The organism is Variovorax multivorans, from assembly GCF_051216835.1.
Taxonomy (GTDB): Bacteria; Pseudomonadota; Gammaproteobacteria; order Burkholderiales; family Burkholderiaceae_C; genus Variovorax.
Window position 1 is genome coordinate 696,153 of record NZ_JBPJZL010000001.1, and the last position, 26,314, is coordinate 722,466.

Here is a 26,314-nt window from a genome sequence, read left to right on the forward strand (position 1 = left end):
CCGCGCCCTCGCTCGCCTAAATTGGTTGCACCCAGCCAGCCCCGCTGGAAAACAACCTCGAAAGGACAAGACAAATGAGCCACGCCTACACCGGCGGCTGCGCGTGCGGCGCAATCCGCTACGAAATTTCAGCCAAGCCGATCTTCCAGAACGACTGCCAGTGCCGCGACTGCCAACGCAAGAGCGGCACCGGCCACGGCTCGTACCTCACCTTCCCGCGCAGCGGTGTGAAGCACAGCGGCAATGCCACGCTGTGGGACATGGTCGGCGACAGCGGCAACGTCAAGACCCGGGGGTTCTGCCCGAACTGCGGCTCGCCCGTGTACCTGACCTTTGCGGCGATGCCCGACGTCTTCACCGTGCACGCGGCAAGCCTCGACGACCCCGGCCGGTACAAGCCCCAGGCGGTGACGTACACCGTGCGCGGGCACGAATGGGACTTTCTGGACCCGGCATTGCCCAAGTTCGACAAGATGCCGCCGATGTAACGGCCCTGCCCGCTCGCTCAGGGTTCCGCTACGGGCCCGGCAACTCGATCAACTCGCGCACCAGGTCAATAAAGGCTCTCAGCCCCGCCGGCACGTTGCGCCGGCTCGGGTAGTAAAGGCAAATGCCCGGATAGCTTGGCGACCACTCTTCCAGCAGCGGCACCAGCCGGCCGCTGGCCAGGTCGTCTGCAACATGGAACATCCCCATGTAGGCAATGCCTACGCCTGCGCGCGCCGCCTCCAGCATCAGCAGGGGTTCGTCGAGTGTGATGGGGCCGGGCACGTCGAGCGTCATCGCCTCGCCGTGGCGCGCGAACTCCCAGCGGTAAACGATGCCGCTCGAAAAGCGCCAGCGCACGCAGCGGTGCGCCATCAGGTCGTCGGGCACCTGGGGCGCGGGATGCTTCTGCAGGTATTGCGGCGACGCGACGACCACCATGCGCTGCTCGCCGCCCATGGGCACGGCCACCATGTCGCGCGGCACAGCCTCTGCCAGGCGAATGCCGGCGTCGAAGCCCTCGGCCACGATGTCGATCATCCGGCGCTCGGTGACGATGTCTACCTTCATGTCGGGGTAGCGGCGCAGGTACTCCAGCACCACCGGCGCGAAGATCATCTGCGCCGCACCGACCGAACTGTTGAGCCGCAGGGTGCCGGTGGGCGTGTCGCGCAGCTCGTTGGTCGCCTCCATGGCGCCGCGGATGTCGGCCAGCGCCGGCGCGATGCGCGCGATGAACTGCTCGCCCGCCTCGGTGGTGGACACGCTGCGCGTGGTGCGGTTGAACAGGCGTACGCCCAGCCTTGCCTCCAACCCCGCCACCGTGGCGCTGAGGGCCGAGCGCGACATGCCCATGTCGACCGCCGCCGCCCTGAAGCCGCCGTGCCGGGCCACCGCCAGCACCGCCTCCAGCTCTATCAACCCGCTGCTGTGCATGATGGATTGTCCTGATTATCTGAATGACGCATGGTGATTTGGCCGGCTTCTCAAGTCAATGCCAGAGCCCTAGATTTGATTCACGCCAGATTTTTCTCCGGCGAATCAACAGGAACACCGCCATGCGCAACATCGACCAGATCTACATCGACGGCGCCTTCGTCACCCCACACGGGCGCGAACAGGCCGAGCTCATCAACCCCGCCACCGAAGCCGTCATCGGCCACGTCACCCTGGGTGACCGCGAAGACACGCTGCGAGCCATTGCCGCCGCCAAGCGCGCCTGGCCCGCCTATGCGCGCACCACCAAGGCCGAGCGCATCGCGCTGCTTCACCGCCTGCATGCCGCGGTGCTGGCCCGCGCCGACGACATCAACGCCGCCACCACCGAGGAATACGGCGGCCCCGTGTCTCGCGCCAGCTGGGTTGCGTCGTATGCGGCACAAGCCTTTCTGCTCGCGGCGAAGACGCTGGAGCAATACCCGCTCACCCGCCAGATCGGTAGCGCGCAGGTCGTGATGGAGCCGGTCGGCGTGGCCGGCCTCATCACGCCCTGGAATTCCAACGCCGGATTCATCTGCAACAAGCTGGCCACCGCGCTGGCCGCCGGCTGCACCGTGGTCATCAAGCCCAGCGAGATGAGCGCCATCCAGACCCAGGTGGTCACCGAGGCGCTGCACGCCGCGGGCCTGCCGCCGGGGCTGTTCAATATCGTCAACGGCCGGGGCGACGTGGTGGGCGTGGAGCTCAGCAGCCACCCCGACATTGCCAAGATTTCGTTCACCGGCAGCACCGCCGTGGGCAAGGCCATCCAGCGCGCCGGGGCCGACACCCTCAAGCGCGTGACGCTGGAGCTGGGCGGCAAGTCGCCCACCGTGGTGCTGGACGACGCCGACTTCGCCACCGCCATTCCCCTGGCCGTGGCGGCCGGCTTCCAGAACAGCGGCCAGGCCTGCCTGGCCGGCACCCGCATCCTGGTGCCCGAACACCGGCTGGAAGAGGCTATCGCGCTGGCCCGGGCGGCTGTCGAAGCCGCGAAGGTCGGCGACCCGCACGATGCCGCGACCGAAATCGGCCCCATGGTCAGCCGCAAGCAGTGGGAGCGGGTGCAGGGCTATATCCGCAAGGGAATCGACGAGGGCGCGCGGCTCATCGCCGGCGGTGAGGGCCGCCCGGCTGGCCTCGACACCGGCTTCTACGTGCGCCCCACCCTGTTCGCCGGAATACGCAACGACATGGTCATCGCGCGTGAAGAAATCTTCGGGCCCGTGCTCTGCCTCATTGCCTACCGCGACGAGGAAGACGCCATCGCAATCGCCAACGACACGGTCTACGGCCTGCAAGCGGTGGTGCTGTCGGGCAGCGACGAACACGCCCTTGCCGTGGGCTCCCGCCTGCAGGCGGGCCGGGTGCTGATCAACGGCCTGCACCACGAGCCCCTGGCGCCCTTCGGCGGCTTCAAGCAATCGGGCATCGGCCGTGAATTTGGCACCTTCGGGCTGGAGGCTTATCTGGAGCCTAAGTCGGTGATACGCGCGGCTTGAACTCGAAGGCCTTCCCTACCCCGTCAGCGCCTCGCACTGGACTTCGATGCGGGCGTGGAGCAGGCCCAGCGTTGCCGAGAGAAGCCGCTGCAGCGAGCCGCGCTGGCATGCATCGAAGAGCGGCGCGGGGTCTGCATCGGATGAAGCGGCATCGCGCCGGTCTTCGTCCCAGGCGAGTAGCTGAACCAGCGTTTGCGCGCCTTGCACTACGTCGCGTGCGTCGTTCAAGAATGCGGCTTGGCTTTGTTGGGAAGAATCGAGTCGGTCGCCCTGGATCCATTCGAAGGGTTTGAATTGGACGGTGGGACGATAGGACGCGCAAGCACAACGGGCGTTGGTGCTTGCGTCGTTTGAAGAAGCATTGGCCATGGGCCTCCCAAGGATGTCGATTTGCAGAAACCGACGCACCCGACGCCAATCGGGGGCGGCAGCTCGAACAGGTTGGCGTACCGGGACATCCTTGCGGAAACCGGCAGGGCGCGAGCCCTCCCGTTCGAGCCGCCTAAAAAAGGAAGCATGAACAAAAAAGCCGCAGACCATGTGCGGTGACTGCGGCTTTCGTCGCAGGATGTCAGCGGGACGCCAATCCCGACCTCGCTCATCACGAGGCGAAGGCAATGTAAGCGGTGTCAATGGCGGGCGTCAAGCTTGGGGAGCCGAGGTCATACCGAGAGGTCGCCAGATGAATCGATGAATTGCGCATTCGATTGAGACGAAGCTCTGATCGCGCTGGCTGTGCATCCGGCTACAGTCGGCCACAACCGGTCATTTAGCGTGCCGACACAAGGGGGCCACCTTGGGCGTCGCTAGGTTGGCACGCGCTGCGGGAAACCGAAAATTTTGGGCATGAATGCTTGAGCATCATTTCGATAAATCTGTGAGACGCATCGTTGAGCCGGTCGTAGCGCCCTGGGGTTTTACGACTGGTGCTGGGCGTGGCTGCACTTTCCATCGGCAGGTACACGATGACTTGTTCCACTTCATCCACTTTTCGAGACGGTCGAGTGGTATCGAGTTTGAGGTATGGGTCTTTCCCGGTACGCCTTTACTCGGGCTCGACCAGTGGGCTCGCTTTCCAGACTTCGTGGGCGTTCCCACGGGTCAGGCTGCTGGCCTCAATGCGAAGGTCGGGGTGGGCGGCGGCGCGTCTCGTTTTCCCTGTAGAGATAGCAAGGTCCTCGACGTCGCGCTCTCGCGGGCAGCTGTGCCGGCACTGGAGGCCCATGCGCGCCCCTACTTGGCCAATTTCCAGTCGCTGAAAGACCTCGTTCCAGTGTTGGAGCACCCCCAATGGGCGAGCCTCCTCGTTCGCGGGGGGGACAGCTGACGCTCCTGGGAAACACCACGCTGTCGGCTAGCGCTTCGGCTAGATTCGGCCGGGAGCCGCCATTCGCAAGAGTATGTTCAGGGTAGTCTAGCCAGACATCACCGTATCGTTCAGGAGTCGTATGTCACTTCCCAAGGTCGTCAGCACGTCCGAACCGAAATTGCTTCACCGTCTGCAATGTGGCGAGTGCGGCTGGAACCTCTCGGTTCTTGCCGCCACAGATGCCGCACTTTGCGCATGCCCTTGGTGCGGTTGGGAAGACCTCTCGATCTCCACGTTGACTCGACATGGCGTCGGTGTAGAGATCGAATGCGAACTGCACGGAAAGATGACAGTGCAGGTGCTCAACGAGAATGTGCAGTTGCGAGACTGCTCTCCAGACCCGCTCTGGTGTCCGTTTTGCAGCGCGGATGCGAACGCATGAAGTGACTGCGATGTCGTTGATCGGCCATAAGCGGTCGGTCGGAGGCGGGGCAAAAATCATAGGCACGAGCAGACCTTTGGAGGGTACATATGCTTGCTGAAAATGTGGTGTTCCCCTGGTTGAATGTTCCGGTTCAAGTCGACTCGACCTTTTCCGACCTAACCGGAGAGGAGCATCTCGCTCTCCGCAACATGGGTAACTGGACGGATGGTCTGCGCACCGCTCTAGAGCATGCATGTTTTGCCGACTATTTAGAGAAGATCGAGGCCATCGGTGCTCAACCGCCAACAGTGCCGGTGATCAAGTGCCCCAATGAGATTTGGAACCATGTTCGGGTCGAATCCGTAAGGCCTGAAGGAGCTGATTTGATTGACCTGGAATTGCGTCTCTACTGGCCCAGTGCCTGTCCAAACTGCGCCCTGAGAGATCAGTGCACCACCTCATCTGTCCGGCGCATCCGGCGCTGGGAGCACGAAGCCGTGATCGACCGCATGCAGCAGCGCTTGGACCGCAAGCCTGATGCGATGACTTTGCGGCGCTCGACCATTGAGCATGTGTTCGGAACGCTGAAACACTGGATGGGCTCGACGCACTTCCTGATGAAGACGATGGCTCACGTTGGGACGGAGATGAGTCTTCACGTGCTGGCCTACAACCTCAAGCGGGTGATGAGCGTGTTGGGGGTTGCGAAAACGATGAAGGCGATGCGGCTGGTGGGGGCATGAGCCTCTTCAGGCTCTCATTCGCGCTTCGATGAGGTGCCGTGAAGGCCCCGTAGTCGATCTCAGACGCGGCTCGGCACCGAATGAAGTCTGTGATCCCCGCACGTCGTCGTTTGCACGGACGGTTGCGCGTTTCTACACAGCCTCGGCCCTAAGCCGACACGCGGTCCGCTCGAAAGCGGTCGATCGCGTGGAGGCGGTTTTCTCTCCATGGCGAACAGTTGCCCTGTCTGCGCAGTGCGGGCGCGGACGAAAGGCTATGGAAGTTGGCCTCGTGGACCGCATTCTTCACCCCACCCCATTGGTGGTTTTGCGAAGGACACCTCAAGCTCCACATGCCGATTGGCGGCACGCCCCGCCTCCGTAGCGTTGCTCTTGACAGGTTCTGTGTCAGAACCATTCCTAATCACGATGTGCTCAATGGCAGCAGGCGAAGCAAGCATCAATGCCCGAACGGCCAATGCACGATCCAATGCAAGATTTTCCGGATTCCCCTCACCTTTCGCGGCGTGCGCGTACAACCTCAACACATCAACCCTGCCGCCCTTGAGTTTGCAGACTAGTCTCTCCAGTTCCACGACGGCATTTGGCTCTAGCAGTGAACTGTTTTCTTTGAACCAGACATCGGTAGTCATGTGTAGCGGGGTCGTCGCAAGAGCAACGGAACACGCCAACGTCGATGGAAGCATCATCGCGATTCGGATCGCTGCAAGTGGAGCGGCGGAAGAGTTCATTCGGTGAAATGCTTCGGTGAGGCTGAAGGTTCAGTTCTGACTGAATTCATTCCGCCGTTTCCTCGAGGGCCGGTCTTGGCCGACTTCGGAAGTCTAAGCGCGACTTACGACGGTCCGCCGAACAGACTCTCTTACTCATCTAAGCCAACTCCCGCAACACCGCCCGCGCACAAACCAAAAACGGCTCAATCAACGGACTATCCCAATCACTACGCCAGCAAGCCGCAATCTCCATCCGCGCATCGACATTGCGCAAAGCCCTGAACACCACCCCGGGCGGCCGACCGATCTGCGCGCAGGCGGGCAATATCGCCACGCCCTTCCCCGCCAGCACCAGCGCCAGTGCCGACACCATCGTCTCGACCCGCTGCGCAACCGGCATGCTCACGTCGTGCCGTCGCAGCAGCGAGGCGACGACCGATTTGTCTACATCGCCCTCGGGCGCGGGCAGCCCAATGAGCGGCAGGCCCGAGAGGCGCGCCAGCGGAATGCTGGGCAGTCGCGCGAGCGGTGAATCGGCGCGCACCGCAAGCATCAGCGGCTGGCTGCCGATGCGCTCTGCCGCAATGCCCGCCTGCGCAATGGGAGGAATGCAGATGGCCACCGACACGTCAGAGTTGGTGAGGGCCGATACGTTGTTGACGGCGTTCAGCTCCGCATACTGGATCTCCACCTCGGGCAACTTGCGCCGCAATTCGTTTTCGAGCCGCGGCAGCACGAGGTAAGACAGCACGACCATCGTGCCGATGGTGAGCCGGCCCCGGCTGCCCGAGCCGACGGCGCGCGCGGCGTCGAAGCCTTCGTTGGCCAGCAGCAGCGCCTCTTTCGCGCGCCGAAACAGTGCATTGCCCGCATCGGTTATTTCCATGCCGTGCGCGGCCCTGCGAAAGAGCGGCGTGCCCACCGCCGCCTCGAGGTTCTTGATGTGAACGGACAGCGGCGGCTGTGCCATGTTGAGCCGGCGCGCGGCCTTGCCGACGCTGCGCTCCTCGGCAACGGCCACGAAATAGCGAAGAGTTCGAAGGTCTGGGGTAGCCATACGCTGTGCATATGCCTTTTCTGGAAAACAGTATTGGACGACTTGTTGCGGCGCATCAATCATTTGCGCCATGAAAAACTCTCCCGTCCTTCTTCCCAAGTCCGAGATCTGCGAGATGCCAGCAACAACCATGCGCAAGCTGGTTGCGCAGCGCGAGCTCTCGCCGGTGGAGATCGTCGAAGAGGTGCTGCGCCGGGCCGATGCGCTGCAGCCGCACCTGAACTGCTTCATCACGCTGTGCCATGAGCAGGCGCTTCAGCAGGCCAAGGAGGCCGAACAGGCGCTGATGCGCGGTGAGGCTTCGGGCCTGCTGCATGGCCTGCCCTTCACGGTGAAGGACATCGTCGACACGGCGAACGTGCGCACCACCTACGGCTCTTTGCTGCACCGCGACCATGTGCCCACGAAAGACGCGGTGGCCGTGGCGCAGATGCGCGAGGCCGGCGCCATCCTCATCGGCAAGACCACCTCTTCTGAATTCGGCGCCAAGTGCCTGACCGATGCACCGCTGTTCGGCAGCACCCGCAATGCGTGGAATGCGTCGCGCACGAGCGGTGGCTCCAGCGGCGGCGCGGCGTCGTCGATAGCGGCGGGCATCGCGCCGCTCGCCATTGCCACCGACGGTGGTGGCTCTACGCGCATTCCCGCCGCGTGCAACGGCGTGGTCGGCCTGAAGCAGAGCCTGGGCGTGGTGCCCCACAGCCAGGTGCAGGACGCGTTCGGCAACTACACCTACGTGACGCCCACCACGCGCAACGTGGCAGACACGGCACTGATGCTGCAGGCCATGACCGGCGCGCACGGGTCCGACCCGTGGTCGCTGGGCGTGCCGGCCAAGCGCTACTTCGACGACCTGCAAGCCGGCGGCGATCTTCGCGGCAAGCGCATTCTTTTCTGCGCCGCTCCGGCGGGGCGGCCGATTGCGGCGGACGTTGCGTCTGCCTTCGAAGCCGCTCTGGCAACGCTGGAGTCGATGGGTGCCGTGCTGGAGCCGATGTCGGGCGAAGGCTTCGACGTGGAGCCTGTGTGGCGCGTGATCAACCACACGAGCTGGCGCGGCCGTTTCGCGCCCATGGCTGCGGCGCATGGCGACCAGATGAGCCCGTCGCTGCTGCAGCAGCTTGCGCTGGCCGAGCATGTGGATGGCGTTGCGTTCCAGCAGGCCATGTTCGCGCGGACTGCGTTGTTCCGCGACGTGCAAGCGCGGCTGGAAACGCACGACTTCATCTTCACGCCCACACTCTCGCGCACGGCCCTGCCCATCGACCAGGACCTGTTCGGCAGCATCGAGATCGACGGCAAGGAATACGCCGAGGTGCGCGCGAACTGGTTCCCCTGGACGATGCCTTTCAACCTCACGGGCCACCCCGCAATCAGCCTGCCCTGCGGCGCGGACCGCGAGGGCCTGCCCATCGGCATGCAGCTGGTCGGCCGCTTCCGCGAAGACGGGCTGTTGCTGCAGGCCGCCGCTTCGTTCGAGGCTGCGCACTGGCCGGCGAATCCGTTGCCGGTTGTGGCTTTCTGAAGTCTTTCTTCTCTTCCGATTTTTCAACCATCAGGTAGCCACCATGACCTCGTTCCTGAAGACACTCGTGCTCGGCGCGTCGATTGCCCTGGCCGGCGTCGCCGCGCACGCCGACAACGCGCCCGTTCGCCTCATCATCGGTTTTCCGCCGGGCGGCGCGCTCGACAACCTGGCGCGCTCCCTCGCCGAGGAATTGCGAGGCTCGCTCAAGGAGCCCGTTCTGGTGGAAAACCGCCCCGGTGCATCCACGCGCATTTCCATCGAGGCGGTGAAGGCTGCGCGGCCCGACGGCCGCACGATCCTCATCGGTGGAACGCCGCCCTTCGTGCTGTTTCCGATGACCTATGCGCGGCTGAACTACGACGTCGACAAAGACTTCATTCCCATCGCGCATCTGGCCAACGTGCCCAGCGTGGTCTCCACCGGCGCGAACCAGCCGTACAAGACGATTCCCGAATACGTCGCGTGGATCAAGAAGAACCCCGCTCAGGGCAGCGTGGGCATGACCAACCTTGGCGGCGGCCTGCACTTCAGCGTGCTGCAACTGTCGAAGGCCATCGGCGTGCCGCTCACGGCCGTTACTTACCGGGGCGGCGCGCCGCTGGCGACAGACATCATCGGCGACCACGTGCCGCTGGGCGCCGACGCGTTGGCCAGCCAGCTGGAGCTGCATCGCTCGGGCAAGCTGCGCATCCTCGGCGTGGCGGGCACGAAGCGGCTGAGCTGGCTGCCTGATGTTCCGACCTTCAAGGAAGCGGGCTACGACGCCTTCGATCGTGCCAACGCGTCTTATGCCGCCTTCGTGCCGGCGGGCACGCCGAAGGATGTTGTCGCGAAGCTTGAAGCAGCCTTCCTGGCAGCGATGCGCAGCCCGCAGGTGCGCGGCCAGCTCGAACGCATGGGGCTCGACGCGACCGGGCTGCCCGGCGCCGAAGTGACGCGCATCATGAACGAAGACCGCGAGTACTGGCGGCCCATCGTCAAGGCCTCGGGCTTCAAGAGCGATGAGTGAAGCGGCGGCAGAAGACGAGGAAAGGGCCGCGTGGGCGGTGCTCGTTGTTGCAAGCCTGGGTGCGTTTCTCTGCTTCTTGAATCTCAGCGCGCTCAACGTGGCGCTGCCCTCGGTTGCGCGCGGCCTGAACGCTTCGCCATCGCAGGCAAGCTGGATCCTGCTGTCTTACATGCTGGTCAGCACCGTGTGCATCCTCAGCTTCGGGAGGCTGGCTGATCTGTGGGGGCGACGGCGGCTTTTTCTTGCGGGGCTGGGGCTTTTTCTGGTTGCGTGTGCAGCCTGCGCGGCCGCGACGAGCTTCGGCGCCATGCTGTTCTTTCGCATCTGCCAGGCGGTGGGTGCGGCGGGCGTCATGGCCAACTCCAGCGCCCTGGTGGGCGATGCCTTCGGCCGCAAGAAGGTGGGCCTTGCGCTCGGGGTGCTCGCCATGGTGGCCGCGCTGGCGCAGGTCGTGGGGCCGCTGGCTGGCGGGTTCGTCGTGTCGTGGTGGGGCTGGCGCGTTCTCTTCATGCTGAACATGCCTGTCGGGCTTTGCGTGCTGGCGTGGTCGTGGCGGGTTCTGCCGAAGAGCGCGGCAACGGCCAAGGCCGAGCGCTTCGACCTGACCGGTGCCCTGCTGTCGCTCGCCGGGATCGGGGGCGTGATCTATGCCCTATCGATGGTGGGAACGCGCGGCTGGGCGAGCACACCGGTGTGGGCCTTCATGCTCTCAGGTGTTTGCGCCCTCCTCTTGTTCGCCAAGGTTCAGCAGCGCACGGCAAGCCCCTTGGTCGACCCGGCGCTGTTCAAGGACTCGGGGCGTCGCACGGCGTACGCGGGCATCCTGCTCCTGTCGATGTCGCAGGCTGCGCCACTGCTGCTCGTGGCCCTGTATCTCCAGGCGTGCGCGGGCCTGGCGCCATCAGAGGCGGGCATGCGCATCGCACCGGTCGCGCTGGGGATGCTGATGGCCGCTCCTACAGCCGGCAGCCTGATGCGACGCTTCACACCCCAAGCCATCTGCATTGCAGGCCTGCTGCTTGCCGCAGCCGCGCTGGCGCTGTTGGCAGCCATGCTGCAGCCGGCCATCGGCGCCGGGCAACTGGCCGCGTGCCTGTGGATGCTGGGCCTGGGCATCGGGAGCTTCGTGACGCCCAACAACGCGTCGATTCTGCAAAGCGTGGTGCCGCAGCGCCGGGGCATTGCGAACGGCGTTCGCTCGACGCTGCAGAACACCGGAATCATGATGGGAACCGCCCTGGCGTTGAGCGTGGCGATGGCTGGGCTGCCCTACAGCTCGCAGCTCATGATTCTCGGGAATGGCGGTGCAGGGCTCTCGGGCGTCGATGTCGTTGCATTCACTCAGGGGGCGAGAAATGCTTTCGCGATGCTTGCTTGTCTTTGCCTTGCGGGTGCGGCGCTGATCCCGAACTGGAAGCCGTAGAACCACGCAATGTGGTTTTGGGTCTGCTACGATGCCGCTCGCGGGAAAACAGCCTCCCGTTCTGCAAAGTCAGACGGTGTCCCGTCCAAGCGCTGGTGACTCACAACGGAGCTATCCGTGGACACCGCCTTTCCTGACGCACCCATTGCGCTTACCGCGCCACCCCAGCCCATCTCTTTCATCGAAGCCCCTGCGCTTCTGGCTGTGAAAACCCGATGAGCACCACTTCCGCATCTCGCCCACGCATGGGCCTCGCGCGCCTGCTGCCTTCCGGAGTCGATCCAGGCGCCTTGCCCTTGCTCGCGGCGCGGGGGCTTCGCGCCTTCGGGGACGGGTACATGGCGGTACTGCTGCCGGCCTACCTTCTGTCGATCGGGCTCGGAACGCTGGAGGTAGGCATCGTCAGTACCGCGACGATGCTGGGCTCGGCGCTGGCCACGCTCGCGGTCGGCGCCTGGGGATACCGCTTTGCCGGCGGTCGGCTGCTGCGCGGCGCTGCTTTGCTGATGGCCGCTACGGGCCTGGGCTTTGCGGGCCTGTCCTCGTTCTGGCCGTTGTTGGTGGTCGCGCTGGTCGGCACGCTCAACCCCAGTTCCGGCGACGTCAGCGTGTTTCTTCCGCTTGAGCACGCCCGCCTGGCGGCGGCGGCACAAGGCCATGCACGAACAGCATTGTTTGCACGCTACAGCCTCCTGGGTGCCCTGTGCGCAGCCTTGGGCGCGCTGGCCGCCGCTGTGCCGGACTGGCTGGTTCGGCACAGCGAGTTCGCGCGGCTCGACGCGCTGCGCGGGATGTTCGTGGTCTACGCGGCAATCGGGCTGATCGTCTTCTGGCTCTATCGGAATCTGCCGGCCTACGCCGGCGCCAACAACGCGGACAGCCTGCCTGTCGCGCCAACACCCCTGGGGCCGTCGCGCCGCGTCGTGGTGCGATTGGCCGCACTCTTCAGCGTCGACGCATTTGCCGGCGGACTGACGGTCAACGCGCTGATGTCGCTGTGGCTGCTGGAGCGATTCGGCTTCTCGCTGACCCAGGCCGGCGTGTTCTTCTTCTGGACCGGCCTGCTCAGCGCAGCGTCGCAACTCGCTGCACCGCTGGTGGCCCGGCGCATCGGGTTGCTCAACACCATGGTCTTCACGCACCTGCCGGCCAACGTCTGCCTGGTGCTGGCAGCGGTGGCGCCAAGCCTGCCTGTCGCGCTGGGCCTGCTGATGATCCGCAGCGCGCTGTCGTCGATGGATGTGCCCACGCGAACGGCCTACGTGATGGCGGTCGTGACGCCGGCGGAACGCAGCGCTGCGGCGAGCTTCACCGCAGTGCCTCGGAGTCTGGCCGCAGCCATCAGCCCGACGCTCAGCGGCGCCCTGTTCGCAGCCGGATGGATCTCGTTGCCGCTCGTCGCATGCGGGTTGCTCAAGATTTCCTACGACCTTGCGCTCTGGCGTGCCATGCGACGGGATCGACTCGACGAGGGGTAGCCGTTCGGCGGCTTCTATGGGAGCTTCGCAATCACCTTGATCTCGAACTTGAAGCCATAGAGCCACGTCACGCCGATGCCGGTCAGCGTCGGATGCGGCGCGCTGCCCCAATAGTCCGGCAGCACCTTCCAGACCGTGTCGAAGTTCGACTCCGGGTCGACGATGAAGACGGTCACGTCGACCACGTCGTCGAAGGTACAGCCCGCAGCCCCGAGGATTCCGTTCAGGTTTTCGAACGCGCGCCGTACCTGCGCCTCAAGTTCGGGCTCAGGAGAGCCGTCTTCACGGCTGCCGACTTGCCCTGAAACGAACAGGAAGCCGTTGGAGCGGACTGCCGGCGAGTAGCGGTTCTTTTCATAGAGCGCCTGGCGCCCGGGCGGGAAAACGACGTCGCGTTTGGCCATGAGTTGCTTCTTCCTTCTTTGATGACGATGAAGGGACTTTAGGCAGCAGTGCTTTCCCGATAAACGGGCAAAGCCAACAATCACTGTTTGCAGAACCCAAACAATCCTCGAACCAGGAACAGCAGACATGGACCGTTTCGATGCGATGCAGGCATTCGCCCGCGTGGTGGAAGCTGGCAGCTTCACCAAGGCGGCCGAGACACTGCACATGAGCAAGACCAGCGTGACGCAGCTGGTGCAGCAACTGGAGGCAAGGCTGCGCGTGAAGCTGCTCAACCGCACGACGCGCAAGGTGAACGTCACGGCCGACGGGGCGGCCTACTACGAGCGCGTGGTGCGCCTGCTGGCCGACATGGACGATGCGGAGACCAGTCTGTCGAGCGCCTCGGCGTTGCCCCGCGGACGGCTGCGGGTTGATGTGCCGAGCCCGCTGGCTCGCATGATCCTGGTGCCGGCAATGCCGGCGTTCCATGCCCGCTACCCCGACATCCAGCTCGACATGGGCGTGAGCGATCGCATGGTGGACGTGATCGGCGAGAACGTCGATTGCGTGGTGCGCGGCGGCGAGCTCACCGACCAGTCGCTGATGGCGCGCCGCGTGGGCGACCTGCAGTTGGGGGTTTACGCGGCGCCGAGCTATCTGGAACGCGCGGGCATGCCTTCACACCCGCGGGAGCTGGAAGACACGCATCACCGCATCGTGGGCTTCCTGTGGTCGCGCAGCGGCAAGACCTTTCCATACGCCATGCACCTCGGCGACGAGAGCATTGAGGTGCAGGGCCGCTACGTGCTGTCGGTCGATGATGGCAACGCCTATCTCGCGGCTGGTCTGGCGGGCATGGGAGTGCTTTGGCTGCCGGACTACATGGCCGAACCACATCTGCCGAGCGGCGAGCTGGTGCCCCTGTTCGAGGGCTGGCAACTCGATCCGATGCCTTTGTACGTGGCGTTTCCGCCGAACCGGCATGTCAGCGCCAAGCTGCGCGTGTTCATCGATTGGGTGGTCGAGCTGATGGCGCGGCATGCGCCTGTTGCCGGCCGGCGCGATTCCTCGGGCTGACGCACTCGCAGGTCAGCCGCCCGGACGTCGTGCCACTGCCTTCAAGCCAGATCCCAGACCTTGTTTTTGGCTGCGGGCGTCAATTTGTCCTGGATTTTTTCGCACATGTAACAGGCCGAGACACCCAATAGACCGGCGTCGTCAAGGCGCCCGATGATGAAGACACCCCTCGTGCCCCCCGCAATACGCACAGCACCGCTGATGAACACCTTCTCGCCATTGCTCTGCACGATCTTGTCCGTCATGGCCACGTGCGGGTGCAGCGCTTGGTCTCGATAGGCGTTCTGATAGTTGTCTACGAGATAGCTCAGCAATTTCGGGTTCTGCGAAACGACGCCCAGAAGCAGAAATTGCAACCTCTTTGCCGGGATCAGGTCCTCGTCATCATTGAACATCGCCCGCACCACATTTCTTTCGTGCTCCGCAACGCTGCCGGCGAAAAAACCGTTCATCTGATCCAAGGTCAGCCTGATGTCCAAAACACCCCACCACCAAGCGGACTCCCTGGGAAACTCCGACTCCACCCCGGCATAGCAGACATGCTTGAGGAAGTGGTACTTCAGATTCAGTTCGGGTGAGCCGTGGTCACCCGGTCCCCAGCGCACGAATCCCGCGAAAGCGGAGTTGGGCCCGTGCAGGCCGTAGAGCGTGCGAAGGTTCGGGAAGGCCACGTCTGTGATGCCCGAGAAGCGGTTCCTGTCTGCAAGGCCGCGGCAAGCATTCACGGCCTGTGCAAGCTGCCCTAGCGTGGACAGGTTGGTCAAAGCAGGTGCGCCGGGCACGTTCGCAAGGTTGATCAAGGTCTGCACCACGGTGAGGGGGGTTCGCAATTGCGCGAACAGCCAAATGCCCTCCTGCTGCGCCGGTAGCACGTTCCCCCAGTGCTGGCGCAGCAAGGCGGTCGACGGCACGTTGTTCGCCGTCAAGGCGGCAAAGGACAGGCCCAGCCAATCCAGGACGACCTCGGCCTCGTCGATGAGCGCTCTCACCGCAGGCACCGAGGCTCCCGCATTGATATGGTCAAGAAACCTCTTGGCCGCATTGAACCGCGGCTGCGAGAAAACACCCGGCGCCACAGCCCCAGGACAGAGGATGGAAACGACCGCGTTCACCCGGGCCACGTCCCCATTCACGGCAGTGACTGTGGTGGCGCGGTAGTTGGCACAGAGGTTGCCCAGGCGCGCATCGGTCATCAGCACATGGACGCCGAGCGATCGAAGAAGCAGGTGTGCGCTGACCACTGAAATTGGCATGCGAAGAATTCCCTTTGGCGAAGCGCGTGCGGTTAGCGGGAAGCCGGGCCTTCAGGGCGCACGAACCGGCGTGACCTTGCGGATCAGGTTGCCGAAGGTGTCGGCCACGTACAGGGTGCCGCCGGCGTCCACAGTCACCCCGTAAGGCTGCTTGAACGTGGCGGCCGCGCCGATGCCGTTCTGCGCGCCCAGCACGCCGCGCTGGCCGGCGATCGTGGAGACGACGCCTGCCGGCGTGATCCTGCGCAGCAGGCTGTTGCCTGTGTCGGCCACGTAGACATTGCCGTCGCTGTCCACCGTCAGGCCGCCTGGCATGCTGAAAGATGCCGAACTGCCGGCCCCGTCGGTCGCGCCAATCTGGCCTGAACCGGCCAGCGTCGTGACCACGCCGCCGGGCGTGATCTTGCGGATCCGGTTGTTGCCGCTGTCGGCAACGTAGACGTTGCCGGCCACGTCAGTCGCAATGCCATAGGCCTGCCCGAAAGATGCCGCAGTCCCCGTGCCGTCGGCGAAGCCTGCAGTGCCCGAACCGGCCAGCGTGGTGACGTCGCCGGCAGGCGTGATCTTGCGGACAACGGCGCCGATGAATTCGAGCACGTAGATGTTGCCGTCGGCGTCCGTGGCCACCGATGAAGGGGTATTGAACGTGGCAGAGGTGCCGTGGCCATCGAGCGAGCCGATGGCGCCACTGCCTGCGAGCGTGGTCACGTCGGCTGCGGGCGTGATCTTGCGGATGCGGTTGCCGCCGAATTCCGCAGCATAGGCATTGCCCGTGGAGTCCAGCGCAAGGCCGGACAGGCCCGAGAACGAAGCTGCCGTGCCGTTGCCGTCTTGCGAAGTACCGCTGCTGCCACCGCCCGCAAATGTCGTGACATCGCCAGCGGGCGAGATCTTTCGCACAAGGTTCGTTGCCGTATCCGACACGAGCAGGTTGCCGCTCTTGTCGACGACCACGCTGTACGGAAGATAGAACGACGCCGCGCTGCCGTTTGCATTGACCGAGCCGATAGTGCCGGACCCAGCGAACGTGGACACCTGCGCCACTTCCGCCGAGCAGGCGACCGCCACGTCGCCGATGTCGGCCGAGGCCTTGCCGCTGCCCTTGGTCACGGTGCAGAACTGCCACAGGGGCTGGGTGCGCACGCTGACCTCGTAGGCTGAGCCTTCGGTGAGCGCGGTAGCAAAGGTGAACTTGCCGTCGGCCGTGAGTTTCAGGTCGTCGCCCGCATTGTTCTGGAGCACCAGGCTGCCGGTGAGGCCGGTGACGGTGCCGCCGACCGTATGCGTCACGACGACGGGGGGCGGTGGCGTCTGCACCGGCGCAGCAATCGGCACAAAGCCCGAGCCGCCACCACCACCACCGCCGCAGGAAGCCAGCAACACGATCGCACTGGCCACGACGCCGCAGCGCCCGTAAAAACTCACTTGACTGGAAAACATCCACTGCCCTCTTTGGTTTTGTCGATTCACGAAAAGAAACCCGCGCTCCGGCCGAAGTGCTACCGGCGGTTTCAAATCGTTGATTCTTGTTAACTATTTGCTTCTTCACCATCACCGGAACTAGGTAGATGGCGGAGCGAGGCACGGCTGCGCCTGCCCGTGCGGCGCGGCGGCGGCAGGCAGAGTCGTCAGGGCCGCGGGATGGACACTTCGCGCAGCCGCTGGTGCGCCGCACCATCCCAAGCCACGGGCTGCTGGTTCTTCGCGCTCAGATAGTGGTGCGTGAACACCACCAGGTAGGCATCCAGCGTTTGCTCGGCGGCATGCTCGCCTGCCAGGCTCATGCACATCGCGGCCACTTCGCTGGTGCAGAAATGGTCGTCGCGGCCGGAGTTGCGCAGCTTGTATTGCGTGATCTGTTCCGGCTGCAGGCTCAGCACAGGTAGCCGGTCGAGGTAGGGGCTCCTGCGAAACATCTTGCGTGCCTCGGCCCATGTCGCGTCGAACAGGATGAAGAGCGGGCGTTTCGCGGTGCCGCTGCTGGTCGCCTCAGGCGACGGAACGGTCAGTACCACGCGCTCGGGCGCCGCATACTGCCCCGGGAACACCACGTAGGGTTGCCATTGCGGGTCGTTCAGCAGCGCCAGCAGCGCGGGATCGGTTTCGGTACGGGCCCAGCCGAAGGCGAAGGTATCGGCCACCACGTCGGCGACCAGCCAACCGGTGTTGGTGGGCTTGAGCGGCTCAATGTCGGCCATGAGCAGGCACACCCCCGCGCGCGTTGCCACCGAAGGGCGCACGGCGCACATGCAATGGCTGGGCACCAGGCGGCAGCCCGCGCAGCGCTCGCGCTTGAAGCCACCACGGGCGAGAAAGGGCTTGGCGCTTCGCGCCAGGCGGGCGGCGCGAAGGAGGGAGACGGCGTGGGGCATGCGGCGATTCTCGGTCCCACCGGAATCCGTAGAAATTACACATTCGCGCCGATAGAGGCTCTGGCAGGCCCTGTGCTGGGGGAAAATCCATTGCATACAAAGGCAATACGCCCATAACGCCATGACACTCGACGAACTCTTTGCCAATGACGAGTCGCTCCCCACCGTGCCGAAGGTGGTATCCGACCTGATTGAGATGCTGCGCGACGACGACGTGCCTTTCGCGGCCATCGCGCATCGGATCGAGCTTGACCAGGTGCTCGCGGCCAGGGTGCTGCAAATGGTCAACTCGCCGTTCTTCGGGCTCCGGCGAAAGATTTCCTCGATCCAGGGTGCGATCCTGATGCTTGGGCTCTCCGCCATCCGGTCGTTCGTCGTGAGTTCGGGTTTGTCAGGCGCCTTCAGGAAGGTGGACGGAGTCAACCTCCCAGCCTTCTGGGCCCACAGCCTGCGCGTGGCGTCGGTCTCGAGGTATCTGGCTTCCAAGACCCGGCACGTGGACCCCAACCTGGCGTTCACCGCGGGCAGCATGCATGCCATCGGCCACCTGATCATGGCGCAGGCAATGCCCGATCGCATGGCCGCGCTGAATGCCGTTCACCCCTTGGACGCGCTGGGGCGTGCGCAACTCGAGCTTGTCGAGTTCGGATATCACTACGGCGACGTGAGCGCGTCTCTGGCGCAGCGCTGGGGCTTCGCTCCCGACCTGGTCGGTGGGCTTTCGAGCTTCGTGAGCCCGGCAAAGTCGGAACATGCCGATGCACTCGGCGGCGTTCTTCACCTGGCCGTGTGGCGCGTGGCACTGGAGCGCCAGGGCGTGGACCTGAGCAATATCGGCGGCTTCTGGCCGAGCCAGTCCGCACTGGCTGTCGGCATCACCGAGGACATGGTCCAAGAAATGCCGGCGCCGCGTGAGCTTGCCGCGGACCTCGAATCGATGATCGCCTGACCGTACTCCGGTCTCGACCTTCTTCGCGCGCTAGACCAACTGCAGGTCTTTCGGCGCCACCCCGTCGAACACCCGCGCGAGCTGTGCCGGCGAAAGGCCATACATCCGCTTGAACAGCCCGCCGAACACCGCGCGGTATTCGTTGAGCACTGGATAGTCGCGGTTCTGGAAAAGCGTGGCCTGCGTCAGCGCCTGCTGCTCGCCCACGACGCGCCCGCCGGCCTGCGCCGAGAGGCCGCCGCCGAGCACCCAGTAGACGGTGCCGTGCCCGTGATCGGTGCCGCGGTTGCCGTTCTCGCGGAAGGTGCGGCCGAACTCGCTGATGACGACCACCACGGTCTGGCGCCATGCGTCGTCGCCCATCTCCTGGGCAAAGCCGGCCACGCCGCGGCCCAGTTCTTCAAAGCGGTTGGCAAGGTAGCCGGTGGCGCCGCCCTGCCCCACATGCGTGTCCCAGCCGCCGACGTCGACAAAGCCCAGGTCGAAGCGGTCGCGCATCAGCAGCGCCATGCGGCGCGCCACCAGCTCGAAGCCCTTGGCGGTCATGGCGTTGCGGCTGGCGGCGTCCATCTCGGCCTGCACCGCGCGCGTTACCTCGTCGCGCACCTGAAAGCCCTCGGCCACCGGCTGGGCCAGCGAGGTGTTGCGGTACATGCCCGTGATGATCTGGCTCTGCCGCGCATCGATGCCCGAGCGTGCGTTGCCCGCGATCGCCATGTTGGCCGCCTTGGCGCTGCCGCGCATCGAGATGGGCAACTGATCGGTGAAGGCGATGGGCGACACGTCGGTAACGGGCCCTGCGCCGAGCACACCGGCCAGCCGGTTGAGGAAGCCCGATCGGTAGTCGCGGCGCTTGTCGAGCGCCTGGCCTAGCTCGATGGAGTCCTGTGTTTCGAAGTGGCTGCGCGTGAGGTCGTCGGTGCCTGCGAAGGCGACGAAGGAGGCCTGCTTCTGCTGGAACATTGGCATCACGCTCTGCGCCAGCGCGGGGTGCAGGCCCCAGTTGTTGTCGAGCGGCAGTGCGCCGTTGGGCGTGCCGGGGCGCGCGATGGCGATGTTGGGGCGCGAGGCGTAGTAGAAGTCGCTGCTCGTGGGTACGAGCAGATTGCTGCAGTCGTACGCGCCGCGCAGGAACACGACCAGCAGCTTGGCGCCTTCGGCCGCGGGCGCGGCCATCAACTGGCCGGCGGCGCCCGCGAACGGGGCGGCGGCCATGAGCTTCAAGAGTTCTCGACGTTGCATGACGGTTGTCCTTTCTTCTGTCTTGCCCCTTCCCCCAAAGGGGGAGGGAGAAAAACCAAAACCTCAGCGGCGCATCAACTCCGGCGATGCCAACAGGAAGGTGTTCCACTCCTGCGGGTTCTTCGCCTGCGCCAGCGCCTCGCGCGTGTCCGTGCTCATGCCAACCTGCATCGCGCGCACCGCGTGCGAATCGGCCAGCTGCGGGAAGGCCGGCTTCTCCAGCGGCGCCTTGTCGTCCGTACGAAACAGCACTGCGCCATTCGCGCCGATGGCGCGCGCAATCTCGAAGCGCGTGTTCATCTGCCCCGCACTGGCCCAGGCTGCCTCGTTGAGCGGATAGCCGTCGGGCGTCTCGTGGCCGTACAGCTGTTCGCCCATGCGGTTGATCCAGCCGAGCATCGGGTTCACGTTCGACACCACGCGATCGTCGTAGGCGAGCCGCACGCCGGCCATCACGTAGTGCACCGGGTCGCGGAACTTGCGGCCCAGCGATGCAGTGAACTCGGGCGACTCGAACAACGCCTTCAGCGTGATGGCGATGTCGCCGTCGCTGCGGGTGAAGGCAGCGGCCATGCGGTCGACCAATGCCTGCGGCGGATCGTCGGAGACGAAGTACACGGCGAGCTTGCGCGAAATGAAGCGCGCGGTAGCCGGCGCGCGCGCCAGGCGGTCGAGCGCTTCGTCGGCCTCGGCCAGGCCGCTGCTCTTGATGGGTTGGCCCAACAGCGTCTTCGGGCCGTAGTCGTGACGGTTGGGGTTGAACTCGAACAGGCCCTTGCGCACGTAGTCGGCGCGCACGGCCGGCCGCACGTTCGGCGGCGGCGCGTCGAGTGGCTGGTTGCTCACGCCCACGCCGGTGAGCACGCGCGCCAGCTCCTGCACGTCGCCCTGCGAATAGCCGCCGCCCACGCCTAGCGTGTGCAGCTCCATCAGCTCGCGTGCGTAGTTCTCGTTGATGCGGTTGGCGGCGTTCTGCGCGTTGTCGAGGTAGCGCAGCATTGCCGGGTGGTGCAGCGTGGCGCCGAGCAGGTCGCGAAACTTGCCGAGTGCGTGCGGGCGAATCGCGTTCTCTTCATAGTCGCCCACCATCGCGCGAATGTTGTCCTTGCGCAGGTTGACGTTGAAGTGGTTCATCCAGAACCACGTCATCTGCTCCTGCAGCTGGTTGGGCGAGTACAGCGCGCGCAGCACGAAGCGTTGTTGTGCTTCGCGTACCAGGTCGTTCAACCGCTGCTGGTAGGCCTGTCGCGCGGCTTTCTTCTGGTCTTCGTCGGGTAGCGCATCGGCCGCCTTGCGTTGCGCGTCGAGTTCGGTGACGAGCTGGTCGAGCGGCGTGCGCGAAATGCTCATCGCGTCGATCTGCGCCTGCGCCGCGGGTGGCAGCGGCACGGGGCGCGGGTTGAGCTGGTCGCGCATCCACAGCGACAGGCCGCGCTTTGCAAGCTGCGCATCGCTGCTCGCGTTGGCGCCCCAGCTCACGCGGTCTAGCCAGCGCAGGCGGGCGGCGTCATTGAGCGGTGCTGAAGGCAATGACACCGACACCACGGGCCGCTGATCGCCCGGTGCGCTTGCGCAGGCCGCGAGCAAGGCCAGCGCACACGCACCGAGCGCCATTGACGCGCGGCGCACCGAAAAGATCGACGCAGTGACCGGCATCACGATCATTCCATGCGCATGTCGTGATGGCGCACGTCGCCGATGGCGTGCTGTGCAGTATTGAGCGCCAGGTCTACGTGCGCCAGGCCGCGCTGCTGGAACGGCCTCGAGCGCGGGTCGTCTTCTTCGCGCGCCACATCGGAGCGCACCTTGCGCAGCAGGTCGACCGCGGCATGCAGGCGGCCTTCGCGCGGCAGCCACGCATCGGTGGGCTCGCGCCATTCGAGGGGCTTGCCGTCTAGCCATGCCGCGCGCTGCAGGTCGCCGATGGCGGCGTGGATCTCGTCGACCACCACCTGCTCGTCGCGCGAGATCAGCCCGTCTTCGGGGCGGCGGTGCTCCACCTTCCAGGCGGCCGTTTGCAGGTCGGACAGGGCGTGGAGGTAGAACGGATGCTTGCCGTATTCGTCGGCCAATGCGGGCAACGAAGCCGCAGCCATGAGGGCGAGTGCGGCAATTAGGCTTTTCTTCTTCATCTTCGGAGCTCCTGGGAGTGATGGTGAGTCAAGGACGCCTCCTCAACCATCCGGACCCGCTCCGCGTTGACGCTCTTTACCCTCGTAACGCAGCGCAAAGGTGGCGCCTAAGCGCCAGCTAAGTCAGGCTGCAGACAGGCTGGACGGCGCAGCGCCTGCAATCTGCCGCAGGGCGCGCTCGAACACCTCGACGGGTTGGCCGCCCGAAATGAGGTGCTGGTCGTTGATGATGATCGCGGGCACCGAGTGGATGCCAGCGTCGGTGTACATGCGCTCGCGTTCGCGGGTTTCCTGTGCGAACTCGTCGCTGTTCAGGATCTCGCGGGCACGGGCTGCGTCGAGCCCGGCTTCGGTCGCCGCGCGCACCAGCACTTCGGAGTCCGAGGGGTTCTGGCTGTCGGTGAAGTAGGCCTTCAGCAGCAGCTTCTTCAGCGCCGCCTGCTTGGCCGGACTTTCCAGCTCGGCCCAATGCAGCAGGCGGTGTGCGTTGAAGGTGTTGTAGACACGCGGACGGCCTCCGGGGCTGAACTCGAAGCCCACTGCCGCGCCGCGCTGGCGGATCATTTCGCGCGCCTCTGCCTGCTGCTCGCGCGTGGAGCCGTACTTCTGGTTCAGGTGCTCGAAGGTGTCCTGCCCTTCGGGCGACATCTGCGGGTTCAGCTCGAAGGGCTGGAAGTGCAGCTCCGCAGTGACGTCGGGCGCCACCTTCCTGAGCGCCGCCTCGAGCGCACTCAGGCCTACGGCGCACCAGGGACAGGACACATCGGAGACGAAGTCGATCTTGAGGTGGGAAGAGGTAGGGGTAGTCATGGCGCCATTCTTCACGGCGCCACAACCCTTGGTGCACGAAAGGTTTTCAGGCCGCGGCCTTGGCCAGGCGTGCGTCGTGCAGCGTCTTCTCGCGCAGGCGGTCGTACTCCTGCTTGTCGACCGGCACAGCGTCGGGCTTGCCGAGGTCGTTCATCCGGATGCGGTAGGTCTCCCGTGCGCTGAGCGCGGCCAGGGCCGCCAGCACCGTCACCGCGAAGGTGATGGCACCCACGGTGAACCACACGTTGGTCGAGCCGGGAGGCGCAACGGCGGCGAACAGCGCGGGCAGCAGCGCGGTGATGGTGGTGCCGATGTTCTGCGAGATGGCCATGGCCGACACGCGGTTGCGGGTGCGGAACAGCTCCGGATAGAAGCTGGGGAAGGTCGCGTTGTAGCCCTGGTACACGATGCCCCACATCAGCAGCGACATGGCGATGGCCAGCGGCACGTTGCGGATGCTGATGGCATACAGGTACACGAACGACAGCAGCCCCGACAGCAGCGCGCCGACGACGATGGGCGGGCGGCGGCCGATGCGGTCCGAGAGGTTGCCCACGAACGGGATCACGATCACGGCGAGGATGTTGCCGAGCACGGGAATCCACAGGTACACGTCCTTCTGGAAGCCGATGCCGTAGGCGGCCTGCACGGCATAGGCCGCGCCGAACACGGTGGCCACCACCGGAATGACGTTCATCAGCGCCATGCAGACCACGCGCAGCATGTCGGCCCAGCTGTCGGTAAAGGCCTGGACGATCGGCGCCTTGGCCACTTCGCCCTTCTTGTCGACTTCGGCGAAGGCCGGCGTCTCGTCGACCTCGCGGCGGATGATGTAGCCCGCCACGATGACCAGGAAGCTCAGCAGGAACGGAATGCGCCAACCCCACGAGTTGAATGCTTCTTCGGGCATGTAGTGCGCCAGCGGCAGGAACACGGCGGCCGCCAGAATCTGGCCGGCCTGCACACCCTGCAGCGTGAAGCTCGCGAAGAAGCCGCGGCGGCCGAACGGTGCGTGCTCAAGAATCATCGAGCTCGCGCCCGAGATCTCGCCCGCCACCGCAAAGCCTTGCACCAGGCGCAGCAGAACCAGCAGCGCCGGTGCCAGCAGGCCGACCTGGTCATAGGTAGGCAGCAGGCCGACGGCCACGGTCGAGAAGCCCATCAGGAACATGCACAGCACCAGCACCTGCTTGCGCCCGTGCGTGTCGCCCCAGTGGCCGAGCACGAAGGCGCCGATGGGGCGCGCGACGTAGCCCACGCCGTAGGTCGCGAGCGACGCGATGATGGCGGTCTGGGGGTCGCCCTTCGGAAAGAAGATCTGCGGAAAGATCAGCGCCGCCGCGGTGGCGTAGATGAAGAAGTCGTAGTACTCCAGCGCCGAGCCGATCCAGCCGCTTGCTGCGGCCTTCTTCGACTGGTGCCTGCCTTGCGGCTCATGGGCTGTGTTGGTTGCCATGTGTTGTCTCCAGTGTTGACGAAAAAAATCAGATCAAAAAATCAAATCAATCCTGCGCCTGCGAAGCCATGCGCGCCGGTGCGTTGAGGGCACCGTAGGCGTCGTAGTTGCCCACGCGCTGTGCGACCTCGAAAAACAGTCCGCCCTCGAAACTTTCGGTATAGATATGCAGGTAGTCGCCGGCCGGCGAACGGTCGAACAGCACGCCTGCTTCGCGCATGCGCGCCAGCAGTTCGGGCGCGATGTCGATGCGCGTGGCCAGGTCGTCGTAGTAGTTGTCGGAGATGGGCACGAAGCGCGTGCCGTTTGCACGCAGCCTGGCGGCCGTGTCGAAGATATCCGTGCAGCTCAGCGCAATGTGGTGCACCGCGCCACCGCCCGTCACGCTCAGCGTGCGCGCGGTGCGGGTGCGCTGGCTCAGCGACACGTTGAGCACCAGGCGCAGGCTGCGGTCGGCGTTGGCGACGCCGCGGCTGCGGATCAGGCCGAAGGGGTCGGCGAGCTCCAGGCTCTCGCCAGGCTCCAGGCCGAGCACGGCGCGCGTGAACAGCACCCAGGTGTCGAGCTGGTCGACGGCCAGGCCCAGGGCCACGTGGTCGATGCGCTGCAGGCCGGCGTCGTTAGCGCCGGTGCCATCGTCTTCCAGGATGAAGTCGGCTTCGTACAAACCGTTGTCGCCCAGCGCTTCGGGCACGAAATGAATGAGATTGCCGCCCGGCGCAACGATGGCCGGCACGCGCAGTTCGTTGGGGCCGACCGGGCTGTCATGCCGCTGCGAACGCATGGCGGTGGCTCGGCCCACGGCCGCGATGGGATCGTCGCAGCGCACACCCAGCGCGCACACCGAGGTGCCGTGCGCCTCGAAGCGCTGCCGCGCGAACGAATCGGGCTGGGCGTTGACGATCAGGTTGATCTCGCCCTGGCGGTACAGCGTCACGGCCTTCGAGCGGTGCTTGCCGATGCGGCGGAAGCCGAGTTGCTTCACCAGCGTGGCCAACGTGACGGCAGATGCCTCGTCGGCCGCGAACTCGATGAACGACAGGCCGGAGAGTGCCGGCACCGGCGGCGGGCTAAACAGTTGCACGGGCTCGACATCGCCCAAGCGCTGCCGCACTTCACTTTCGAGATACAGCAGCGAGCGCATCGCATCCACCGCGGTGCGGCGGTTCGGCGTCTCGCGAAAGATGTCGTTGAAGATCTCCAGCGACAGCGGCCCGGTGTAGCCCGCTCGCAGCACCTGCTCGAAGAAGCCGACCACGTCGAAGTCGCCCTGTCCCGGAAACGAGCGGTGGTGGCGCGCCCACTGCAGCACGTCCATCGACAGCAGTGGCGCATCGGCCATCTGCAAGAAGAAGATCTTGTCGCCCGGAATCTTGGCGATGCCCGCCGGATCGTCCTTCAGCGACAGCGTGTGGAAGCTGTCGAGGATCAGGCCCAGGTGCGCATGGTTCGCCTGCTTCACGATCTCCCAGGCCTGGCCGTACAGCGAGGTGTGGCGGCCCCAGGCGAGTGCCTCGAAGCCCACGCGCAGGTTGCGGCGCGCAGCGCGCTCGGCCAGCTCGTGCAGTTGCGCGGCGGCCAGTGCCGGGTCGTTCACCGACAGCGGCGAAGTGTTGGAGCAGCAGAGCACCATCGGCGCGCCCATGGCCTCCATCAGGTCGAACTTGCGCTCGGCGCGCTCCAGGCTGCGGCGGAACTGCGGCTCGGGCATGCCTTCGAAATCGCGGAACGGCTGATACAGGTCGATGGTCAGGCCAAGGTCGCCCGCGATGCGGCGCAGCTCGGAGGCCGTGCCCTTGAAGTTGATGAAGTCGGCCTCGAACAGCTCGATGCCATCGAAACCGGCGGCGGCGACGGCTTCGAGCTTCTGGCGGAGCGTGCCGCTGAGCGAGACGGTGGCAATGGAGCGATGCATGGGGATGGACTTTAGGAACACCCGGCCCTCGCCACAATCAATTCAGAAGGCAAATGATCGATGATCGATCA

23 protein-coding genes and 1 pseudogene are annotated in these 26,314 nt (G+C 65.2%); 10 read left to right on the plus strand and 14 right to left on the minus strand.

What is annotated here, in order from left to right; all coding sequences use genetic code 11:
* Positions 1-74: 74 nt before the first annotated feature.
* Positions 75-488 (plus strand): GFA family protein, encoded by a 414-nt coding sequence (locus ACSFCA_RS03320; RefSeq protein ID WP_435458616.1) that lies wholly within the window; start codon positions 75-77, stop codon positions 486-488.
* A gap of 28 nt (positions 489-516) precedes the next feature.
* Here the strand turns inward: ACSFCA_RS03320 and ACSFCA_RS03325 are convergent, their stop codons facing one another.
* On the minus strand, positions 517-1,422 hold the full coding sequence (locus ACSFCA_RS03325) for a LysR family transcriptional regulator (protein WP_435458617.1): 906 nt from the start codon (positions 1,420-1,422) through the stop codon (positions 517-519).
* 122 nt (positions 1,423-1,544) lie between these two features.
* Between ACSFCA_RS03325 and ACSFCA_RS03330 the strand changes: the two genes are divergently transcribed.
* Positions 1,545-2,966: an aldehyde dehydrogenase family protein gene (locus ACSFCA_RS03330; RefSeq protein ID WP_435458618.1), complete on the plus strand. Its 1,422-nt coding sequence runs from the start codon at positions 1,545-1,547 to the stop codon at positions 2,964-2,966.
* A gap of 15 nt (positions 2,967-2,981) precedes the next feature.
* Here ACSFCA_RS03330 and ACSFCA_RS03335 read toward each other — a convergent pair whose 3' ends face one another.
* Positions 2,982-3,194 carry a hypothetical protein gene (locus ACSFCA_RS03335; RefSeq protein ID WP_258354164.1) on the minus strand — a complete coding sequence of 71 codons (213 nt, stop codon included), beginning with the start codon at positions 3,192-3,194 and terminating at the stop codon, positions 2,982-2,984.
* A gap of 1,220 nt (positions 3,195-4,414) precedes the next feature.
* Between ACSFCA_RS03335 and ACSFCA_RS03340 the strand changes: the two genes are divergently transcribed.
* Positions 4,415-4,717 (plus strand): hypothetical protein, encoded by a 303-nt coding sequence (locus ACSFCA_RS03340; protein ID WP_258354163.1) that lies wholly within the window; start codon positions 4,415-4,417, stop codon positions 4,715-4,717.
* Between the two features lie 374 nt (positions 4,718-5,091).
* Positions 5,092-5,442, plus strand: a pseudogene (locus tag ACSFCA_RS03345) (transposase); the annotation flags it as partial.
* Positions 5,443-5,696: 254 nt separating this feature from the next.
* On the opposite strand, the gene ACSFCA_RS03350 reads toward ACSFCA_RS03345, so the two are convergent.
* Together ACSFCA_RS03350 and ACSFCA_RS03355 are read right to left on the minus strand one after the other, a co-directional pair.
* Positions 5,697-6,074: an OmpA family protein gene (locus ACSFCA_RS03350; protein WP_258354162.1), complete on the minus strand. Its 378-nt coding sequence runs from the start codon at positions 6,072-6,074 to the stop codon at positions 5,697-5,699.
* A 238-nt stretch (positions 6,075-6,312) separates the two neighbouring features.
* The gene (locus tag ACSFCA_RS03355) at positions 6,313-7,284 is read right to left on the minus strand and encodes a LysR family transcriptional regulator (RefSeq protein WP_435458620.1); all 972 of its coding nucleotides are present in this window, start codon (positions 7,282-7,284) and stop codon (positions 6,313-6,315) included.
* On the opposite strand from ACSFCA_RS03355, the gene ACSFCA_RS03360 reads away from it, so the two are divergent.
* From ACSFCA_RS03360 to ACSFCA_RS03375, 4 genes are all read left to right on the plus strand, one after another.
* Complete coding sequence (locus ACSFCA_RS03360; protein WP_435458621.1) at positions 7,283-8,737, plus strand: amidase; 1,455 nt, start codon at positions 7,283-7,285, stop codon at positions 8,735-8,737. The two genes, ACSFCA_RS03355 and ACSFCA_RS03360, sit on opposite strands and share 2 nt — an antisense overlap.
* Positions 8,738-8,780: 43 nt before the next feature.
* Positions 8,781-9,749, plus strand: a complete 969-nt coding sequence (locus tag ACSFCA_RS03365) for a tripartite tricarboxylate transporter substrate-binding protein (RefSeq protein ID WP_435458622.1) — start codon at positions 8,781-8,783, stop codon at positions 9,747-9,749.
* Positions 9,742-11,172, plus strand: a complete 1,431-nt coding sequence (locus tag ACSFCA_RS03370; protein WP_435458623.1) for an MFS transporter — start codon at positions 9,742-9,744, stop codon at positions 11,170-11,172. Before ACSFCA_RS03365 ends, ACSFCA_RS03370 begins: the two co-directional genes overlap by 8 nt.
* 215 nt (positions 11,173-11,387) lie before the next feature.
* Positions 11,388-12,650 carry an MFS transporter gene (locus ACSFCA_RS03375; RefSeq protein WP_435458624.1) on the plus strand — a complete coding sequence of 421 codons (1,263 nt, stop codon included), beginning with the start codon at positions 11,388-11,390 and terminating at the stop codon, positions 12,648-12,650.
* Between the two features lie 14 nt (positions 12,651-12,664).
* Here the strand turns inward: ACSFCA_RS03375 and ACSFCA_RS03380 are convergent, their stop codons facing one another.
* Positions 12,665-13,054 (minus strand): RidA family protein, encoded by a 390-nt coding sequence (locus ACSFCA_RS03380; protein WP_435458625.1) that lies wholly within the window; start codon positions 13,052-13,054, stop codon positions 12,665-12,667.
* A gap of 127 nt (positions 13,055-13,181) precedes the next feature.
* On the opposite strand from ACSFCA_RS03380, the gene ACSFCA_RS03385 reads away from it, so the two are divergent.
* Complete coding sequence (locus ACSFCA_RS03385) at positions 13,182-14,114, plus strand: LysR family transcriptional regulator (protein WP_435458626.1); 933 nt, start codon at positions 13,182-13,184, stop codon at positions 14,112-14,114.
* A gap of 41 nt (positions 14,115-14,155) precedes the next feature.
* Here the strand turns inward: ACSFCA_RS03385 and ACSFCA_RS03390 are convergent, their stop codons facing one another.
* The 3 genes from ACSFCA_RS03390 to ACSFCA_RS03400 all read right to left on the minus strand — a co-directional run bounded on the left by ACSFCA_RS03390 (position 14,156) and on the right by ACSFCA_RS03400 (position 17,739).
* A complete protein-coding gene (locus tag ACSFCA_RS03390) occupies positions 14,156-15,367 on the minus strand; it encodes a hypothetical protein (protein WP_435458627.1) in 1,212 nt (403 codons plus the stop codon).
* A 51-nt stretch (positions 15,368-15,418) separates the two neighbouring features.
* A complete protein-coding gene (locus tag ACSFCA_RS03395) occupies positions 15,419-16,807 on the minus strand; it encodes an NHL repeat-containing protein (RefSeq protein WP_435458628.1) in 1,389 nt (462 codons plus the stop codon).
* Between the two features lie 188 nt (positions 16,808-16,995).
* Positions 16,996-17,739 carry a tRNA-uridine aminocarboxypropyltransferase gene (locus ACSFCA_RS03400; protein WP_435458629.1) on the minus strand — a complete coding sequence of 248 codons (744 nt, stop codon included), beginning with the start codon at positions 17,737-17,739 and terminating at the stop codon, positions 16,996-16,998.
* A gap of 121 nt (positions 17,740-17,860) precedes the next feature.
* Between ACSFCA_RS03400 and ACSFCA_RS03405 the strand changes: the two genes are divergently transcribed.
* Positions 17,861-18,688: an HDOD domain-containing protein gene (locus tag ACSFCA_RS03405; RefSeq protein WP_093179481.1), complete on the plus strand. Its 828-nt coding sequence runs from the start codon at positions 17,861-17,863 to the stop codon at positions 18,686-18,688.
* Between the two features lie 30 nt (positions 18,689-18,718).
* Here ACSFCA_RS03405 and ACSFCA_RS03410 read toward each other — a convergent pair whose 3' ends face one another.
* The 6 genes from ACSFCA_RS03410 to ACSFCA_RS03435 all read right to left on the minus strand — a co-directional run bounded on the left by ACSFCA_RS03410 (position 18,719) and on the right by ACSFCA_RS03435 (position 26,243).
* Positions 18,719-19,930, minus strand: coding sequence for a DUF1501 domain-containing protein (locus ACSFCA_RS03410; protein ID WP_435458630.1), 1,212 nt, complete (start codon positions 19,928-19,930; stop codon positions 18,719-18,721).
* Positions 19,931-19,993: 63 nt separating this feature from the next.
* Positions 19,994-21,595 (minus strand): DUF1800 domain-containing protein, encoded by a 1,602-nt coding sequence (locus tag ACSFCA_RS03415; RefSeq protein ID WP_258354150.1) that lies wholly within the window; start codon positions 21,593-21,595, stop codon positions 19,994-19,996.
* Entirely contained in the window at positions 21,592-22,062 is a 471-nt protein-coding gene (locus ACSFCA_RS03420) for a hypothetical protein (protein WP_435458631.1), read from the minus strand. The genes ACSFCA_RS03415 and ACSFCA_RS03420 overlap by 4 nt, the downstream gene beginning before the upstream one ends.
* 123 nt (positions 22,063-22,185) lie before the next feature.
* Positions 22,186-22,872, minus strand: coding sequence for a DsbA family oxidoreductase (locus tag ACSFCA_RS03425; RefSeq protein WP_258354148.1), 687 nt, complete (start codon positions 22,870-22,872; stop codon positions 22,186-22,188).
* 46 nt (positions 22,873-22,918) lie between these two features.
* Positions 22,919-24,328: an MFS transporter gene (locus tag ACSFCA_RS03430; RefSeq protein ID WP_435458632.1), complete on the minus strand. Its 1,410-nt coding sequence runs from the start codon at positions 24,326-24,328 to the stop codon at positions 22,919-22,921.
* 46 nt (positions 24,329-24,374) lie between these two features.
* Entirely contained in the window at positions 24,375-26,243 is a 1,869-nt protein-coding gene (locus ACSFCA_RS03435; RefSeq protein ID WP_435458633.1) for a bifunctional sugar phosphate isomerase/epimerase/4-hydroxyphenylpyruvate dioxygenase family protein, read from the minus strand.
* Positions 26,244-26,314: the final 71 nt, after the last annotated feature.

What these genes read in the sequence shown, in the direction of transcription:
- ACSFCA_RS03380 (WP_435458625.1), bottom strand. Translation starts at nt 13,054, where the DNA reads ATGGCCAAACGCGACGTCGTTTTCCCGCCCGGGCGCCAGGCGCTCTAT.
- ACSFCA_RS03400 (WP_435458629.1), bottom strand. Translation starts at nt 17,739, where the DNA reads ATGCCCCACGCCGTCTCCCTCCTTCGCGCCGCCCGCCTGGCGCGAAGC.
- ACSFCA_RS03425 (WP_258354148.1), bottom strand. Translation starts at nt 22,872, where the DNA reads ATGACTACCCCTACCTCTTCCCACCTCAAGATCGACTTCGTCTCCGAT.
- ACSFCA_RS03435 (WP_435458633.1), bottom strand. Translation starts at nt 26,243, where the DNA reads ATGCATCGCTCCATTGCCACCGTCTCGCTCAGCGGCACGCTCCGCCAG.
- ACSFCA_RS03430 (WP_435458632.1), bottom strand. Translation starts at nt 24,328, where the DNA reads ATGGCAACCAACACAGCCCATGAGCCGCAAGGCAGGCACCAGTCGAAG.
- ACSFCA_RS03340 (WP_258354163.1), top strand. Translation starts at nt 4,415, where the DNA reads ATGTCACTTCCCAAGGTCGTCAGCACGTCCGAACCGAAATTGCTTCAC.
- ACSFCA_RS03350 (WP_258354162.1), bottom strand. Translation starts at nt 6,074, where the DNA reads ATGACTACCGATGTCTGGTTCAAAGAAAACAGTTCACTGCTAGAGCCA.
- ACSFCA_RS03405 (WP_093179481.1), top strand. Translation starts at nt 17,861, where the DNA reads ATGACACTCGACGAACTCTTTGCCAATGACGAGTCGCTCCCCACCGTG.
- ACSFCA_RS03355 (WP_435458620.1), bottom strand. Translation starts at nt 7,284, where the DNA reads ATGGCGCAAATGATTGATGCGCCGCAACAAGTCGTCCAATACTGTTTT.
- ACSFCA_RS03320 (WP_435458616.1), top strand. Translation starts at nt 75, where the DNA reads ATGAGCCACGCCTACACCGGCGGCTGCGCGTGCGGCGCAATCCGCTAC.
- ACSFCA_RS03375 (WP_435458624.1), top strand. Translation starts at nt 11,388, where the DNA reads ATGAGCACCACTTCCGCATCTCGCCCACGCATGGGCCTCGCGCGCCTG.
- ACSFCA_RS03410 (WP_435458630.1), bottom strand. Translation starts at nt 19,930, where the DNA reads ATGCAACGTCGAGAACTCTTGAAGCTCATGGCCGCCGCCCCGTTCGCG.
- ACSFCA_RS03420 (WP_435458631.1), bottom strand. Translation starts at nt 22,062, where the DNA reads ATGAAGAAGAAAAGCCTAATTGCCGCACTCGCCCTCATGGCTGCGGCT.
- ACSFCA_RS03360 (WP_435458621.1), top strand. Translation starts at nt 7,283, where the DNA reads ATGAAAAACTCTCCCGTCCTTCTTCCCAAGTCCGAGATCTGCGAGATG.
- ACSFCA_RS03330 (WP_435458618.1), top strand. Translation starts at nt 1,545, where the DNA reads ATGCGCAACATCGACCAGATCTACATCGACGGCGCCTTCGTCACCCCA.
- ACSFCA_RS03390 (WP_435458627.1), bottom strand. Translation starts at nt 15,367, where the DNA reads ATGCCAATTTCAGTGGTCAGCGCACACCTGCTTCTTCGATCGCTCGGC.
- ACSFCA_RS03365 (WP_435458622.1), top strand. Translation starts at nt 8,781, where the DNA reads ATGACCTCGTTCCTGAAGACACTCGTGCTCGGCGCGTCGATTGCCCTG.
- ACSFCA_RS03415 (WP_258354150.1), bottom strand. Translation starts at nt 21,595, where the DNA reads ATGATCGTGATGCCGGTCACTGCGTCGATCTTTTCGGTGCGCCGCGCG.
- ACSFCA_RS03395 (WP_435458628.1), bottom strand. Translation starts at nt 16,807, where the DNA reads ATGTTTTCCAGTCAAGTGAGTTTTTACGGGCGCTGCGGCGTCGTGGCC.
- ACSFCA_RS03385 (WP_435458626.1), top strand. Translation starts at nt 13,182, where the DNA reads ATGGACCGTTTCGATGCGATGCAGGCATTCGCCCGCGTGGTGGAAGCT.
- ACSFCA_RS03370 (WP_435458623.1), top strand. Translation starts at nt 9,742, where the DNA reads ATGAGTGAAGCGGCGGCAGAAGACGAGGAAAGGGCCGCGTGGGCGGTG.
- ACSFCA_RS03325 (WP_435458617.1), bottom strand. Translation starts at nt 1,422, where the DNA reads ATGCACAGCAGCGGGTTGATAGAGCTGGAGGCGGTGCTGGCGGTGGCC.